Consider the following 15400-nt stretch of genomic DNA (forward strand, 5'->3'; position numbering starts at 1 on the left):
ATCGGCATCGCTGCGTATACGTGGCTCGCCGTGGCTCGCGGGCGAGTTCGAGCGGATTCGCATCACGCCTCCGGGCGCATGAGCGTCGCCACGGCGCACGCGGTTCGGTCGGCGGGCCGCGCCGTCACGCGCGCTTGCGGCCGCCCGGCATCTGCTCGACCGTCAGACGGTCGAGTTCGCGCAGGTCGTTCTCCAGCGCTGGCGTGAGCGTCGTGCGCAGGTGATCGAGGAACGTGCGGATCTTCGCGTCGAGATAACGGCGCGTCGCGTAGACGGCGTACACGCTCACCGTCTGCAGCCGGTACTCGGGCAGCACGCGGATCAGCCGCCCTGCGCGGATGTCGTCGAGCACCGTATACAGCGCGACGCACGCGATCCCGCGCCCGGCGCGCACCGCGACGCACAGCGCATCCGGCACGTTGACCTGGAACGGCGCCGGCTGCAGCGTGTAGACAGTCTCCTCGCCATCGTTGCGCTCGAGCCGCCATTCGCCGGCCGGCGATGCGGGCGTATCCAGGCGCAGGCACACGTGGTTCGGCAAATCGTCGGGCGACTGCGGCGTGCCGTGCCGCGCCAGGTATTCGCGCGACGCGACGAGCACGCTGCAGCTCGTGCCGCAGGTCTGCGCGACGTAACCCGAATCGGGCAACTGCGACGCCGTCACGATCGACACGTCGTAGCCTTCCTCGACGAGATTCGGCATCCGCTGCGCGAGCGTCAACTCGACCGACACGTCGGGGTTGTCCTCCTGGTAGCGGACGATCGACGACACGACATGACTCTGCCCGAGCCCCGTCATCGCATGGATGCGCATCTTGCCGCTCGGCCGCAGCAGTGCGTTACGCGCCTCCGCGTTCGCGTAGTCGATTTCCGCGAGGATCGATTTCGCGCGCTCGAAATAACGTTCGCCGCTTTCGGTAAGGCCGAGATGGCGCGTCGTGCGATGCAGCAGGCGCGTCTGTACGTGCGCTTCGAGGTTCGATACCGCGCGCGACACCTGCGCGGTGGTCGCGTCGATTTCTTTCGCGACCGCCGTAAAACTGCCGGCTTCGACAACGCGCACGAACAGGCGCATGTTTTCGAGCATGTCCATTGAATTGGCTTGGGGAGAGTCAGTGGGGAGGCGTCGGCGGCGCTCGCATCAGGTGGGGAACGGAGCGCGGCCGCGAACCATGCCGAATCGATGATCACCGTGCCGGGGGAAAGGCGGGAGAGCGGGCATCGCGTACGTGGTTCTGGTATGTCGGGGATTCAGTGGCCGGAATTGTACGCCGCCGCAGACAAATTTGCGCTATTGCCAGCAGCCCAAACTTTCGTCTGATGAAAAGTTCATGCAAGGCGCATGCGTCGTGCGCGTGTAACGGCTTGATGGAGCGCGACAATTTACATCACAACACGATACAATTCCGCCCTTGTCGCCGCACATACCCGCGCTGTCATTTTTACCGCTTACCCGTCCATGTCGTCAGGCTCATCTTCGTCGCGCCGCACGTTGCGCCAATGGCTGCACAGTTTCATTCCCCATCCGATGTCGCTCGGCTGGCGCGAGCGACTGCGTTCGTGCACGGGCGCGCTCGTCGGCATCGCGACGGTCGGCGTCACGATGCGGTGGCTGCCCGGCGTACCGGGCCTCGTGCCGCTGCTCGTCGCGCCGATGGGGGCATCGGCCGTGCTGCTGTTCGCGGTGCCAGCGAGTCCGCTCGCGCAACCGTGGTCGATCATCGGCGGCAATCTCGTCGCGGCGACGGTCGGGGTCGCGTGCGCGCAATGGATCGCCGATCCGATCACGGCCGCCGCGGTCGCGATCGCATGCGCGATCGGCGGCATGTTCGCGCTGCGCTGCGTGCATCCTCCGTCGGGCGCCGTCGCGCTCACGGCCGTGGTCGGCGGCCCGGCAATCCATTCGCTCGGATTCAGTTTCGTGCTGGAGCCGATCGCACTGCAATCGGCGATCCTGCTGTCGGCCGCGCTCGCATATCACGCGCTGACCGGGCATCGCTACCCGCATGGCGGCGCGCGCGCCGAAGCGAAACCGCAGACAGGCGGCGCCGCACCGGCGCGCGGCGGCTTCACGCGCGGCGACCTCGACGCGGTGCTGAAGCGTCGCGGCGAATGGCTCGACGTCGATCCGGACGATCTTGAAACGCTGCTGCGCGAAACCGAGATGCAGGCCTATACGCGCACGTTCGGCCAGTTCAAGTGCGCCGACCTGATGACGAAGAACGCAATCGAGGTCGCGCCGTCGACGTCGGTCAAGGCCGCGCTCACGCTGCTCGACCGTCACCGCGTAAAGGCGCTGCCCGTCGTCGACGGCGAGGGCCGCCTGACCGGCATCGTCACGCGCGCCGACCTCACGCGCCAGTTGTGCCGCCCGACCCCGCTGTGGCAACGCCTGTCCGCCCGGCTGCCGCAATCGTTCGGCGGCCAGCCCGCGAGCGTCGCGTCGGTGATGACGCGCGACGTTGCGTTCGTGCCGGAAACGATGCCGATCACCGTGCTCGTGCCGCTGTTCACGCATTCGGGCCATCACCATATTCCGGTCGTCGATGCGTCGCGCCGGCTCGTCGGGATCATTACGCAGACGGATCTCGTCACGGGCCTCTACCGGCAGACGCAGATGCTCGAGGCTGCTTGACGCAAGCGCAACGCACCGACGCAACGCGGAATGCATTAATTTCGCTTTAGTTCGGCCATTTATATCATGTTATGATATATTTCCCGATTCCGAAACCGACTGCCCGCCCTCGATGAACGATACCAGACGCGCACTGAACAAAAGCGATTTCCAGCAACTGTCCGAGTTCCGCTACCAGATGCGCCGCTTCGAGCGCTTCTCCGAACGCGCCGCGCAAAGCGAAGGCGTGACGCCGCTGCAATACCTGCTGCTGCTGCACATCAAGGGTTATCCGCATCGCGAATGGGCAACCATCGGCGAGCTCGCGGAACGACTGCAGGCGCAGCATCACGGCGTCGTCGCGCTGGTGACGCGCTGCGAAGCGCTCGGGCTCGTGAAGCGCAAGACGAGCGAAGCCGACCGCCGGCAAGTCGAGGTCCATCTCGAACAAGCCGGCGAGACGCTGCTCGCCCGCCTCGCGGCGATGCATCGCGCCGAGCTGAAGTCGCTCAAGGGCACGTTCCAGGTTCCCCAGATCGATTACTGACCCTCGCTTTTACCACTCCGATGAATGCACCGCACAAACGCGATTTCTCGACCAACGAACGCCTGCCCAGGATCGCGTTGCTTGCCGCCGGGATCGGCCTGCTCAGCACGCTCGCCGCGTTCGTGCTGTTGAGTCTGATCCGCCTGTTCACGAACCTGTTCTTCTTCCAGCAGTTCTCGTTCGCCGACCGCTCTCCGGCGAACAACGCGCTCGGCGCATGGGTGATCGTCGTGCCGGTGATCGGCGGGTTGATCGTCGGGATGATGGCGCGCTTCGGTTCGGAAAAGATTCGCGGCCACGGCATTCCGGAAGCGATCGAGGCGATCCTGTTCGGCAAGAGCCGCATGTCGCCGAAGGTCGCGATCCTCAAGCCGCTGTCGTCCGGCGTCGTGATCGGCAGCGGCGGCCCGTTCGGCGCCGAAGGCCCGATCATCATGACGGGCGGCGCGCTCGGCTCGCTGATCGCGCAGTGCGTGCACGTGACCGCGGCCGAGCGCAAGACGCTGCTCGTCGCCGGTGCGGCCGCCGGCATGACGGCCGTGTTCGGCACGCCGGTCGCCGCCGTGCTGCTCGCGGTCGAGCTACTGCTATTCGAATGGCGTCCGCGCAGTTTCCTGCCGGTTGCGCTCGCGTGCGCGGTGGCCGGTTTCGCACGTGCGCTGTTCTTCGGCGTCGATCCACTGTTTCCGCTCGCCACGGCCGCGCCGACGCCGGTCGCGCTGCTGTCGTGCATCGTCGCGGGCCTGCTGTCGGGCATGCTCGCCTGCGGCCTGTCGGCCGCGCTGTACCGCGTCGAGGACACCTTCGCGAAGCTGCCCGTGCACTGGATGTGGTGGCCAGCACTCGGCGCGATCGTGATCGGCATCGGCGGCTGGCTCGAACCGCGCGCGCTCGGCGTCGGCTACGACGTGATCGGCGACCTGCTGCACCAGCACATCGCGCTGAAGATCGCGCTCGCGCTGCTGATCGTGAAGGCCGTGATGTGGGTGATCGCACTCGGCTCGGGTACGTCGGGAGGCGTGCTCGCCCCGCTGCTGATGCTCGGCGCCGGCCTCGGCACCGTGCTGTCGCCGGTGCTGCCGGGCGGCGACCCGGCACTGTGGCCGCTCGTGTGCATGGCTGCGACACTCGGTGCGACGCTGGGCGCACCGCTGACCGCGATCGTGTTCGCGTTCGGCCTCACGCACGACGCCAACGCGCTGCTGCCGCTGCTCGCGGCGACGCTCGTCGCGCACGGCTTCGCGACCGTCGTGATGAAGCGCTCGATCATGACGGAAAAGATCGCGCGCCGCGGCTATCACATCTACCGCGAATACGGCGTCGATCCGCTCGAGCGGCATGATATCGACGAAGTGATGACGTCCGCCGACCGGCTCGTCGCGATCGACGGCGCGGCGACGCTCGATGCGGTCGACACGCAGTACTTCGGTGCGAAGCAGACGCATCGCGCGTACCCGGTCGTGCAGAACGGCCGCCTGCTCGGCCTCGTCGATCGCGCGACGCTCGACGCGCAGCGCGCACACGCCGCGGTCGACACGCCGATCTCGGCCGCGTTCGCCAACCGCGTGCCCGCCGTCGCGCTTGCGCACGAAACGTGCCGCGTCGTCGCATCGCGCCTCGCGATGCTCGGCTTCGAACGCCTGCCGGTCGTAGACGACGAGCAATCGCTGCGCATCACGGGCATCGTGTCGCGCAGCGACCTGATCAAGCCCGCGCTCCAGCACTTCGACGACGAACAGAAGCGCGAGCGCTTCCGTCCGATCGTCCCGGCCAACCTGCGCGACATCGGCACGCGCAAGGCCGGCTGACGCGTCCAGCATGCGAGGGCGTGCAACGCGCCCTCGCCTCACCTCGCTGCACGATGCGGCGCGCGCCTCGCGCACCGCATCGCTTTCCGCTGCTTCCCGCGTTTAAAGTTGGTTAACAATCCAACCGACGAAAGTTTGTCATCATGGTACCCATGCGACGGGGCCACCATAATCAGCCATTCCACTTCGCGATCAGATAAAGAGTCGCGGCACGGCATGCAGACATATGCCGCTCGCCGCGACCGTCACGTCACCACACGACCGGGCAGCGCATGACGTCGTTGCCGCATCGCCCGTCCATCGACGGGCCGCACACGATGCATGCCGCGCCGCAACAGAGTGCACAGCACCGTAGCTGCCGTTTGGCAAGCGCGTTAACAACTTGTTTCGGAATAGCCGGAACCGTGCTTGTCCGCTGCGATCTCATTAGTACGCAGTACTGCTGCGCATCCCACTCAATCAATCACGACTCGAGGGAGATAACGTGAACGTGAAATACTTACCGCTCATCGCATTGACCGTGGCATTTTCTGCTCATGCAGCCGATTCTGCCCTGCAGAACGTGGGACAAAGCCAGAAACCCGCCGACCAGGTGGCGCAGTGCATCGCGAAGACCTGGGCCGACAAGTCGCAGCAACAGGTGACGTCGCAGTATGAACTGGCGAACGGCCTCGCGATGGCAGTTTATGCACCGGGCCAGCAACCGCCGAATGGCGCCGCTGCCGTGGTGCGCCCGGCCAACGCCGCAAACGCGAAGACCTGGGTCGGTTTCCGCGGCGGCGATGCGTCGTCGGCCGGCGACATCAACGCCTGCCTGTAACGAGACGAGAACAGGCGCTCCGGATGGCCGTGCGCCATCCGCTTGCGACAAGCCCCGCTTCGGCGGGGCTTTTCTTTTGCTGCCGCCCGCGCTTACAGGTAGCTGCAGACGTAGTCGAGCGTCTCGAGCACTTCGATGTCGAAGCGGCTCTTGCCCGGCACCGAGAACGATTCGCCGGCGCCGTAGGTCTGCCATTCGCTGCTGCCGTCGAGCTTCACGCGGCACTTGCCGGCCTGCACTTCCATCAATTCGGGCGCGTCCGTACCGAAGTTGAGCGCGCACGGCAGGATCACGCCGAGCGTCTTGCGCGTGCCGTCCGGGAAGAGCACGGTATGCGACACGCACTTGCCGTCGAAATAGACGTTCGCGCGCTTGACGACCGATACGTTGTCGAATTGGGTTGCACTGGTCATGTGATGCCTCTGCTTGCTGGATGCCGGATGGCGATGTTGTTGGAAGCCGGCCGGAGCGGCGGGCCGGCCGCTATGATACCGGCTCGCGCGGCTTACTCCGGAACTGCGTGCCCGTCAAACGACGGCGGCGCTGCATGCCGGATTGTCAGGATGACTACGCGATGACGATCGCAGCCGACAGATAGCGGCTCATCGCAGCCCCTTGCGTCGCGCCGAATCGCGCAGGCAATCGAGCAGCATCGCCGCGGCCGGCGTCAGCGGGCTGTCGCGGCGCGTGACGACCTGCACCGACACGGCCGGCAAACGCTCGCGAATCGGCAGCACCGTCAACCGATCGCGTGCCCACTCGCCCTGAAGCAGTTGCTCGGGCATCGACGCGATCAGGTCGCAACCCGTCATCAGGCTGTGCGCGAGCCCGAAGCTCGGGCATTCGACGATGCGCGCCGGCACCGGCAACCCATGCGCGACGAACGAATTGAACAGCGCCTGCGTCGAGCTTTCCGGCGACGGATTCATCAGCCAGTCGGCCTCGACGAGATCGGCGAGCGACGTGGCCGACGCGAGCGGATGCTCGTTGCGCGCGACGATCAGCGAACGGCTCGCATAAAGCTCCGCATGATCGAACTCGGCCGCCAGCAATTCGGGCACGACGACAGCCACCGCAAAATCGAGCGAGCCGTCGTGCAGGCGCGGCAACGCCACGCCCGGAAACCCTTCGATCAGGTTGACGCGCGCCACTGGAAAGCGGCGCCGGAACGCGCGAAACGCATCAGGCAGGATCGTCACCGCGGCGGCCGGCGTGATCGCCGCCGCGACGGAGCCCGTCGTCGCCCCCTGCGCCTGCTCGATGTCGTCGCGGGCGCGCTGCATTTCGGCGACGATCAGCCGCGCGCGCACCTGCAATTGCTGGCCGAATGCGGTGAGCTGCACGCCGCGCGCGGTGCGCACGACGAGCGACACGCCGAGCGCGATCTCCAGTTCCTTGACCGCCTTCGTCAGCGCCGCCGGAGACACGTTCAGGCGCCGCGCGGCCGCGCGGATGCTCCCTTCTTCCGCGACGGTGACGAACGCTTTCAACTGATGGTATTTCATGGCGGCGATGCGTGATCCGTGGAAACCCTGTGCGTGGCCGTGCGTGCCGGTTAAGGGTATTCCCGAGCGGCAACCGATGGTGAGCACCAAAGCAATTTAGCAGCTTCTGGTGCGCAAAAGAAATTTATATGCTTGCACGTCATATGCGCGTCAAACGCCCCACCGGCCCCACAGGAGACACCATTTTGCAAGCCGTGAACCCCGTCATCCCCGGCATCGCCGCGATCGCCCCCGAGCTGGTCGAGGTGCGCCGCCGCATCCACGCTCATCCCGAACTCGCGTTCGAAGAGACACTCACGAGCGATCTCGTCGCCGAGCTGCTCACCGGCTGGGGTTACGAAGTGCATCGCGGCATCGGCCAGACGGGCGTCGTCGGCGTGCTGCGCGAAGGACAAGGCACGCGCACGGTCGGCCTGCGCGCCGACATGGACGCGCTGCCGCTCGCGGAAGCCACGGGCCTGCCGTACGCGAGCCGCCATGCGAACAAGATGCACGCATGCGGCCACGACGGCCACACCGCGATGCTGTTGTGCGCGGCGCGCCATCTCGCGGCGACGCGCCAGTTCTCCGGCACGCTGAACCTGATCTTCCAGCCGGCCGAGGAAAACTTCGGCGGCGCGAAGGCGATGATGGACGATGGCCTGTTCGACCGCTTCCCGTGCGACGCGATCTTCGCGATCCACAACATGCCGGGCCGCGCGGCCGGCGACATGGCCTTCCGCACCGGCGCCGCGATGGCGTCGGCCGACCGCGTGACGATCACGCTGCGCGGCGTCGGCGGGCACGGCGCGATGCCGCATTTCGCGCGCGATCCGATGTCGGCCGCGGGCAGCATCATGGTCGCGCTGCAGACGATCGTCGCGCGCGAGGTCGACGCGCAGCATGCGGCCGTGATCACGGTCGGCAGCGTGCAGGCCGGCGAGACGTTCAACATCATTCCCGAAACCGTCGTGATGAAGCTGTCGGTGCGCGCGCTGAACGCCGACGTGCGCGCGCTGCTCGCGCGCCGCATCGAAGCGCTCGTGAAAGGCCAGGCGGAAAGCTTCGGCATCACCGCGGAAGTCGACTACGACTACGGCCACCCGGTGCTCGTCAATCACGCGGAGCCGACCGCGTTCGCAGCCGATATCGCGCGCGGGATGCTCGGCGCCGAACGGGTCGAAACCGGCGCCGCGCCGCTGATGGGCAGCGAGGATTTCGCGTTCATGCTGGAAGCGCGCCCCGGCTGCTATGCATTCATCGGCAACGGGATCGGCAGCAAGGGCGGCTGCATGGTGCACAACCCCGGCTACGACTTCAACGACGACATTCTCGCGATCGGCGCGAGCTACTGGGTTCGCGTCGCCGAAGCCTGGCTCGCGGCCTGACGGCCCTTCACCACGCAGTTTCGCGCTTACCGGGGGAACCCCATGGAAACGTCCGCCCTTTCGCTCGCCGGCACGCCGGCCGATGCACGTGCCGCCGCGAAGAAACGCCGCCTGATCGCGGCCGCCGCCGTCGGCAACGCGCTCGAGTTCTATGACTTCACGGTCTACAGCTTCTTCGCCATCCTGATCGGCAAGCTGTTCTTTCCCGTGCATTCGTCGTTCGGGCAATTGATGCTCGCGGTCGCGAGCTTCGGCGTCGGCTTCGTCACGCGTCCGCTCGGCGGGCTCGTGATCGGCATGTACGCCGACCGCGCGGGCCGCAAGAAAGCGATGATCCTCACGCTGCTGCTGATGGCGCTCGGCACCGCGGCGATCGCGGTCGCACCGACCTTCGCGCAGATCGGCCTCGCCGCGCCGCTGCTGCTGGTGCTCGCGCGCCTGCTGCAGGGGTTCGCGTCGGGCGGCGAAGTCGGCGCATCGACGACCCTGCTGCTCGAACAGGCGCCGCAGCATCGTCGCGGCTTCTACGCATCGTTCCAGTTCGCGAGCCAGGGGCTCGCCGCGCTCGCGGGCGCGCTCACCGGCGTCGCGCTGACGTCGACGCTGAATGCCGCACAGCTCGAAAGCTGGGGCTGGCGCGTGCCGTTCATCATCGGCACGCTGTTCGTGCCGATCGGCTATTGGCTGCGCAAGACCGTCGAGGAGGTACCGGCTACCGCCCCCGCTGCCGCGCACGACGAACCGGTCGCGTCGCTGCCGCTCGCCGACGTGCTGCGCCATCACGGCAAGGCCGTGTTCGCGGGCCTCGGCGTGACGATCGGCGGCACGTCGATCCACTACATCATCGTGTTCTACATGGCGATCTACGGCGTGCAGGTGCTGCACCTGCCGACCTGGCTGTCGATGACGGCCGGCTGCGTCGCCGGCGCGATCCTGATGCTCGTGACGCCGATCGGCGGCCACCTGTCCGACGTCTACGGGCGCAACCGGATCGTCTGGTGGACGCGCATCGTGCTGATGGCCGCGATCTACCCGGCGTTCATCGCGCTGAACCGCTGGCCGGGCGCCGCGTCGCTGCTGTCGATCATCGCGGCGCTGTCGATCGTGCATGCGATCAACATCGGCGCGACTGGCGCGATGCTCGGCGAACTGTTCCCGCGTGCGGTGCGTGCGACCGGCGGCGCGCTCGTGTACAGCGTCGGCGTCGCGATCTTCGGCGGCTTCGCGCAGTTCTTCGTCACGTGGCTGATCGCGGCGACGGGCAATCCGAACGCGCCTGCGTGGTATGCGATCGGGTGCGGCGTGCTGACGCTGCTCGCGGTGCGATGCATGGATGAGAAGGCCGGGAAGTCGCTCGATTGAGCGGCGGCCGATGCGCGGCACGCGATTGACGTGGTGCGCGCGCATCGGGCATGATCGTTCCATGCGCCACGCCACGACCACTCATTCGACCACCACGCGCACGACCGCCTTCGGCGGGCTCGTGCGGCGAGTGCGCGCAAGGTCGTAGCGCCACCGATTCCTCACAGGCCCCGCCGGTTCCGGACGGGGTCTTTCCGCTTCTCCGTCCGTACCGGTCACTCAGGAGAATGCGATGTCCGAAGCCCCTTCCCCCAAACGCGCGCTGCTCGTCGTCGACATGCAGGTCGGGCTGTTTCATGGTCCCGATCGTCCGCACGACGGCGAACGTGTGCTTGCGAACATCAACCGGTTGATCGGCCTCGCGCACGAAGGCGGTGCGCCGGTGTTCGCCGTGCGTCACACCGGGGCCGCCGGCACGCCGATCGCGCCCGATTCGCCGCTCGCCGCGCTGCTGCCGGAACTTGCGATTGATCCCGCGCGCGACACCGTGTTCGACAAGACCCGGCCGAACTGCTTCGCGGGCACGCGGCTCGCCGAATGGCTGCGCGCGGCCAACATCGGCGAACTCGTCGTCACCGGGATGAAGACGCAGTACTGCGTCGATACGACCTGCCGCGCCGCCGCCGATCTCGGCTTTCGCGCGGTGCTCGTTGCCGACGCGCACACCTGCATGGACACGCCGGCACTGCCGGCCGAGCGGATCGTCGCGCATCACAATGCGACGCTTGGCGGACCGTTCGCGGTGCTGACGACGACCGAGGCGTGCGGGTTCTGATGCACAGTGCTCGCAAGACGAAGTCCGAGCGCGATCGCTTCAGCAAAGTGTCGCCGCATCGATTGCCTTGATGCACGAGGAAGTGTCGTGAACTGAAACGACCTTCCTCGAGAGCACTGCATCTCTCGACAGAAATTCGCTGAGCCGCTTGTCGAAACGATATGAGAACTTGATCAAGTCGACGGTGTTCCTGAAAGTCTCTTTGGGTAACTTTCCCGTCATCGTTGAGCCAACGAAACGCTTGATCAAGCGTATCGCTCTCACACTGAACGCAACCTCCACCCTCAGGATCAGTGAACACTCGGCAAGCAGCGGATACATCCGCTTGTCGTACGCACCTTCGACAAACCAGTTGTCCTGCTCGATGATCTTCTCAATGGTCGCTGCCATCGACGCATCCGAGTTCTTCACGAACTCCGTACCACTCATGTCCCAATAGACGTTGTCGAATTCGTACGTGGTGACACTAAACTTGCGTGCCAATTCCACGGCAATCGTCGATTTCCCCGCGCCCGACGGGCCGATAATGCAAACCTTCATGTTTCGGTCTCTGTTCAATCACGCATCCGAATGCTCACTCATGAAGTGTTTCAGCATCGGCAGGAAGAAATCACGCCTTCCGATCAGCGCGCATTCCGTTTCAAAAAAGGGAAACCACTCGAAACTGAATTCGATGGATTCCCCACCGGAACCTGGATCGACCTCGAAATGCGTCCAGTGCACCTTCATTGTAATAGCCTCACTCACCGTAACGTGGACGACATGCCGGTGCTGTCGCGGGTGAGCGGCCGAAACGCGCCGCAAGCGCAGCACTTAGAGCAAGTTTCCACCTACAGCACGACGCAATCTTTCGCGGACCATTGGGAAAAGGTCCGATGGATGTGCGCGTGAGTCTGAAAGACTCGCTGTCTGCCCTCGTTCGGAAGCAACCTGTATCCTTCCATCTTCTTCAGCCAGTCACGTTCGCCCCAGTTGCACCAGATGAGGACCTGGCGGGTCTCTTTGAGGTAGCGGCGAAGCAAGTCGGCCCGGACGTAGAGCAGCTTGTGCTTGCCGCCAAAATAGCCTTCGCCTGCTTCTCTGTAGAGTGTTGCGGGACGGCCGCTTGAATCGAAGAAGTCGATTTCGCGGTTACAGCAGGAGAGGCCAAGACGCTGGATCAGGCTTGGCGCTGGAATGTCAAAGCCCGAGAAGGTGTTGTACGCGGAGTGGTAGGATTCCCACCCAAACTGGATAGACGGTAGCTCAATCCGGACACCCGGAATATGGCGGGTGGTGGGAACGTCGAACTCAAGGACCGACGCTTCCTCATCGGCCGTTGTCACGCCGGACATCGATGCAATCTTGATAGTGGTGGACCGCTTCCCGCCGGAGCTGTAGTCCGCCAAATACTCATCGAACGCCTCCACCGTCTGGCGGCGGTATTCGTCGTTGCGCTTGAGAAGATGCCGCGCGAAGCTATGCCGGTGGCCGGGTTCTCCTGCGAACAGATAGTACTCGTTGGCTCCGTCCGGGACCTTGTGGTTCCCTGGGTAGTCGATCGACAGGAACCTCGACCTGATCGTGTCCACGTCCTGCTTGGCAACGAACATCCCGCGCAGGAATGCGAAGAGCTCTCGATCGCGCGCGCTGTCAGCCCCTTGGACAAATCCTTCAACGAGCACCCATTCACCTTGATGCCCATTGATCTCGGGGACAACCAGGAGCGTGTGCCAGTTCGGCGTGTATCCGCCGGCCACCCATTCCTCGGTAGTCGCAGCAGGCGGTCCAAAGAGATCCGGCAAGGGGGGCATCCACTCGGGGGGCGCCTTGGGGAAAGTAGGATCTACACCACAGTCGGCAGTCCGACTGCCTTGGCGCCAATCCGGTAGCTTCCGGTTTGCGTCGCGCTCACCCCACATCTCGAAGAATGCGATCCAGGAATACTTCTTCCCGTAGCGATCAACCTTATTTTCGTCGCCAGCATTCCAGGAGTCCCGGCCAATCTCGGACTCAATATGCTTGAACCGCTCGGCCCGGTACCCCAGGTCGAACATGCGCCGCTCGATCTTTGCTCGCACCCGAACGTAGTCCGGCTTGGTCTCGTCGTAGTTTGCCCTGTTAGGGATCAGACCACCGATGGTGTAGTTGCCGAAGTCCATTCGGATGGCGTTCCCAATCACATCCTTGACGGAGTCGTCAGGCGTTCCATCGCTGGAGAATGGTGATGGGGTATTTGGGAATGGTCGGCTGAGGTAGCGGCCAGCCGTTCTCGGCAAATTGACGCACCCCGCTCGCTGCGCCACCTCGATGATGCCAAGCGCGTAATCCCGCATGAGCGTGTGGTGCGTCGCGTGGCGCGCGCGAGGAGCGAACATCTGCCGGTAAACCTTCTGAGCCAAATCTCCAAGTAGCGGTCGAAACGAAGTCGCCTTTTTCGAATCGACCAGCGACAGAGCCGTCCCGTAGGCGGCGGCAAGCATCCGTTCCGGCAGATACGGGTCGTTGAAGTTCAAGCATGCCACAACGTGCGAGAACAGCACATCCGGATGTTGCTCTCCAATCAGTACGAGTGCCTTGGTCGCAAGATCGCGATCGCTGCGGACAACAGTCGTCAGGACCAGGGAAAACAGCACCACAAGCTCGGTTGCCGCATCACGATTCATGTTCACGGTGTCGAGTTTCTCTGCCCATGTCAGCAGTCGATGGATGGTCGGGGACGCATATCTACGTCGTAGGTATTCGGACCAGTGCAGGTCGCGGTCAGCCATCGGGTAGCGCGACAGATACTTGTATAGTCGCTTGGCATGATAGGGATGGTTGGGCTTCGTTGCGACGGCCGCCAACGCATCCACGACGCGCTCCCAGGTCATGGAACCTACGCCCAAGTACTTGTTGATGATCATCCGCGTACCCTCGGTGAAGGCGGTCGGACTCCTCCAGAAAAGGCCCTCGATGAACGGCTCGAAATACGCGTCCAGGTCCTGCACGTCCTCTGACAACGCGAAAAAGAGCTCACGGTGCCTTGGAGGGATTTTCTTCCCGACGCGCTCCGGAAACTCCGTGATCAGTGCTTGCGCCCATCCAGGCTCCGCATAGTGGCCGAAGTTTTGATTGGTCAGCCGGAAGACTTTCGCGAGTGGAGAGGTGGCCGCAAAGCTGCGCTTGATGGCAGCTGGTGATGACACATCTAGGTATGCCTTGAGTAGGTGCCTAGCTATCAAGTGGTCACTGAACCTCTGATAGGGCAATCGGTACACCACTCGTGACTTGTACTGTCCGGATTTCGTTGAGTACCAAATGGCGTCCTCTTCGATGAGCCCGTTCGTACGCATCGTCTCCAAAAGCCCGCGCCGTTGAGCAGGTCGTAATGCAGGGTAGCTCGCGGCGACGATTCGGTCCGCCTCTGACGGAAGAACATAACCGCGCAGGTTCGCTGCCATGCAGGGCGCAAAACCGGCAATCCGTTTGTCGGCGAACTGATCGCCACCTTTCAGCAAGACCCAGCACCCCTTGGGCTGCAGCCCGAATCCGTGTTCGATTGGCTCCCCAATACGATTGACGAATGACTCCAACACATACGTCATACCGCGCTGTCCGGAGGCGATGCCTGCGAAGCCCTTTGCCAGCTTCTTGCCCGACAGGCTCTGAAGCGATTGGCATATGAGCTTAAGCGTGAGAGGGCGCGAGAACTCGCGGTCCAACAGCGGAACCTCCGGTAGTGGCAGCTGATAGTACTGAAAGAAGGCCGCCTGTGCATCAAACTCCTGATCGTCGAAACCGTAATGCTGAAGTCGATGAAATTTCTCTAGATCGGCCTTTTCAATGGCTATGGCCTCGAACGGAGTCCGACATGTCACGACCAACCCAATGTTTGGGTGCTCAGCGACGAGCGAGAGCAAGGCACCGATCGCCTGTCGCCACTCGCGCCGACGTCCCTCATTGACGCCATCGATGATGACAACAGTCCGTCCCCTTGCCCCTCTTCCAACATTCTCTAGCTCGGCAAACTTGTCCTCAACCGAAATCACCTCTCCGAGACGCGCGCCAATATCTGCAAGTACGTTGCCCTCGAAGTTCTTTGCCAGCACCAAGACTGTGGGCTCTTCACGGATAAGGCGTTCACTGGTGACATCGCACATCAGGTGTGTCTTACCCGTACCCCACTCACCGCCGATCAGGAGGATTGGATCGAAGAGCACCTTAAACGAGGAGCTGGCCACATATTCAGCTTCATCGCGAACGACACGCAGGCAGTTGCCAATCGCATCCAAGCCGGCGCGTACGGTGTTATGCGCGGAAGAGTAGCTCCCGTCGTCCGGGCCCAGCTTGGCTTCCTCTGCCCGCCAATGGGCGACATCCTCCATCAAGCTGCCGTTGATCTGAGACAGTCGGCCTGCCCATTCATCGCCCGCAGTGCTATCGCGAGAACGCAGGCGGTCCATCATCGCCGGCAGCGATGCGCCAGCGGCGTCAACCAGTTGCTCAATCTCTGCGGGTCTTTGGCTGTGATGCTTGGCACGGTCCCAAGCCAGGGCGAACTCGTCGAAGACCGACTGGAAGCGCGCTCGTGCAGCATCGCCACATGCGACGTTGTCGATGGCGATGGACAAGGCGGCAATC

The 15400-nt window shown here is 64.2% G+C and carries 13 protein-coding genes; 7 read left to right on the forward strand and 6 right to left on the reverse strand.

What is annotated here, in order from left to right; all coding sequences use genetic code 11:
- Positions 1–124: 124 nt before the first annotated feature.
- Positions 125–1093: a LysR family transcriptional regulator gene (locus ACNQQL_RS11205; protein WP_347064156.1), complete on the reverse strand. Its 969-nt coding sequence runs from the start codon at positions 1091–1093 to the stop codon at positions 125–127.
- A gap of 366 nt (positions 1094–1459) precedes the next feature.
- Between ACNQQL_RS11205 and ACNQQL_RS11210 the strand changes: the two genes are divergently transcribed.
- The 4 genes from ACNQQL_RS11210 (at position 1460) to ACNQQL_RS11225 (ending at position 5789) form a co-directional block, all read left to right on the forward strand.
- Positions 1460–2635 carry an HPP family protein gene (locus tag ACNQQL_RS11210; RefSeq protein WP_347064157.1) on the forward strand — a complete coding sequence of 392 codons (1176 nt, stop codon included), beginning with the start codon at positions 1460–1462 and terminating at the stop codon, positions 2633–2635.
- A 112-nt stretch (positions 2636–2747) separates the two neighbouring features.
- Entirely contained in the window at positions 2748–3161 is a 414-nt protein-coding gene (locus ACNQQL_RS11215) for a MarR family winged helix-turn-helix transcriptional regulator (RefSeq protein ID WP_072438765.1), read from the forward strand.
- A 20-nt stretch (positions 3162–3181) separates the two neighbouring features.
- Positions 3182–4969, forward strand: a complete 1788-nt coding sequence (locus ACNQQL_RS11220) for a chloride channel protein (protein WP_347064158.1) — start codon at positions 3182–3184, stop codon at positions 4967–4969.
- A gap of 484 nt (positions 4970–5453) precedes the next feature.
- On the forward strand, positions 5454–5789 hold the full coding sequence (locus ACNQQL_RS11225; protein WP_174418674.1) for a hypothetical protein: 336 nt from the start codon (positions 5454–5456) through the stop codon (positions 5787–5789).
- A gap of 92 nt (positions 5790–5881) precedes the next feature.
- Here ACNQQL_RS11225 and ACNQQL_RS11230 read toward each other — a convergent pair whose 3' ends face one another.
- Positions 5882–6202: a pyrimidine/purine nucleoside phosphorylase gene (locus ACNQQL_RS11230; RefSeq protein ID WP_006478890.1), complete on the reverse strand. Its 321-nt coding sequence runs from the start codon at positions 6200–6202 to the stop codon at positions 5882–5884.
- 189 nt (positions 6203–6391) lie between these two features.
- Complete coding sequence (locus ACNQQL_RS11235) at positions 6392–7294, reverse strand: LysR substrate-binding domain-containing protein (RefSeq protein WP_072438769.1); 903 nt, start codon at positions 7292–7294, stop codon at positions 6392–6394.
- A gap of 143 nt (positions 7295–7437) precedes the next feature.
- On the opposite strand from ACNQQL_RS11235, the gene ACNQQL_RS11240 reads away from it, so the two are divergent.
- From ACNQQL_RS11240 to ACNQQL_RS11250, 3 genes are all read left to right on the forward strand, one after another.
- Positions 7438–8661 (forward strand): M20 aminoacylase family protein, encoded by a 1224-nt coding sequence (locus ACNQQL_RS11240; RefSeq protein ID WP_347064219.1) that lies wholly within the window; start codon positions 7438–7440, stop codon positions 8659–8661.
- 42 nt (positions 8662–8703) lie between these two features.
- The gene (locus ACNQQL_RS11245) at positions 8704–10023 is read left to right on the forward strand and encodes an MFS transporter (RefSeq protein ID WP_347064159.1); all 1320 of its coding nucleotides are present in this window, start codon (positions 8704–8706) and stop codon (positions 10021–10023) included.
- Positions 10024–10255: 232 nt separating this feature from the next.
- Positions 10256–10798 (forward strand): cysteine hydrolase family protein, encoded by a 543-nt coding sequence (locus ACNQQL_RS11250; protein WP_347064160.1) that lies wholly within the window; start codon positions 10256–10258, stop codon positions 10796–10798.
- Between the two features lie 39 nt (positions 10799–10837).
- Here ACNQQL_RS11250 and ACNQQL_RS11255 read toward each other — a convergent pair whose 3' ends face one another.
- The 3 genes from ACNQQL_RS11255 to ACNQQL_RS11265 all read right to left on the reverse strand — a co-directional run bounded on the left by ACNQQL_RS11255 (position 10838) and on the right by ACNQQL_RS11265 (position 15390).
- On the reverse strand, positions 10838–11338 hold the full coding sequence (locus ACNQQL_RS11255) for an AAA family ATPase (RefSeq protein WP_347064161.1): 501 nt from the start codon (positions 11336–11338) through the stop codon (positions 10838–10840).
- An 18-nt stretch (positions 11339–11356) separates the two neighbouring features.
- Positions 11357–11527: a hypothetical protein gene (locus ACNQQL_RS11260; RefSeq protein ID WP_347064162.1), complete on the reverse strand. Its 171-nt coding sequence runs from the start codon at positions 11525–11527 to the stop codon at positions 11357–11359.
- 101 nt (positions 11528–11628) lie between these two features.
- Positions 11629–15390 carry a hypothetical protein gene (locus ACNQQL_RS11265; RefSeq protein WP_347064163.1) on the reverse strand — a complete coding sequence of 1254 codons (3762 nt, stop codon included), beginning with the start codon at positions 15388–15390 and terminating at the stop codon, positions 11629–11631.
- Positions 15391–15400 lie beyond the last annotated feature (10 nt).

Origin of the sequence: Burkholderia sp. LFS061 (genome assembly GCF_047978125.1) — a bacterium.
Taxonomy (GTDB): domain Bacteria; phylum Pseudomonadota; class Gammaproteobacteria; order Burkholderiales; family Burkholderiaceae; genus Burkholderia; species Burkholderia pyrrocinia_C.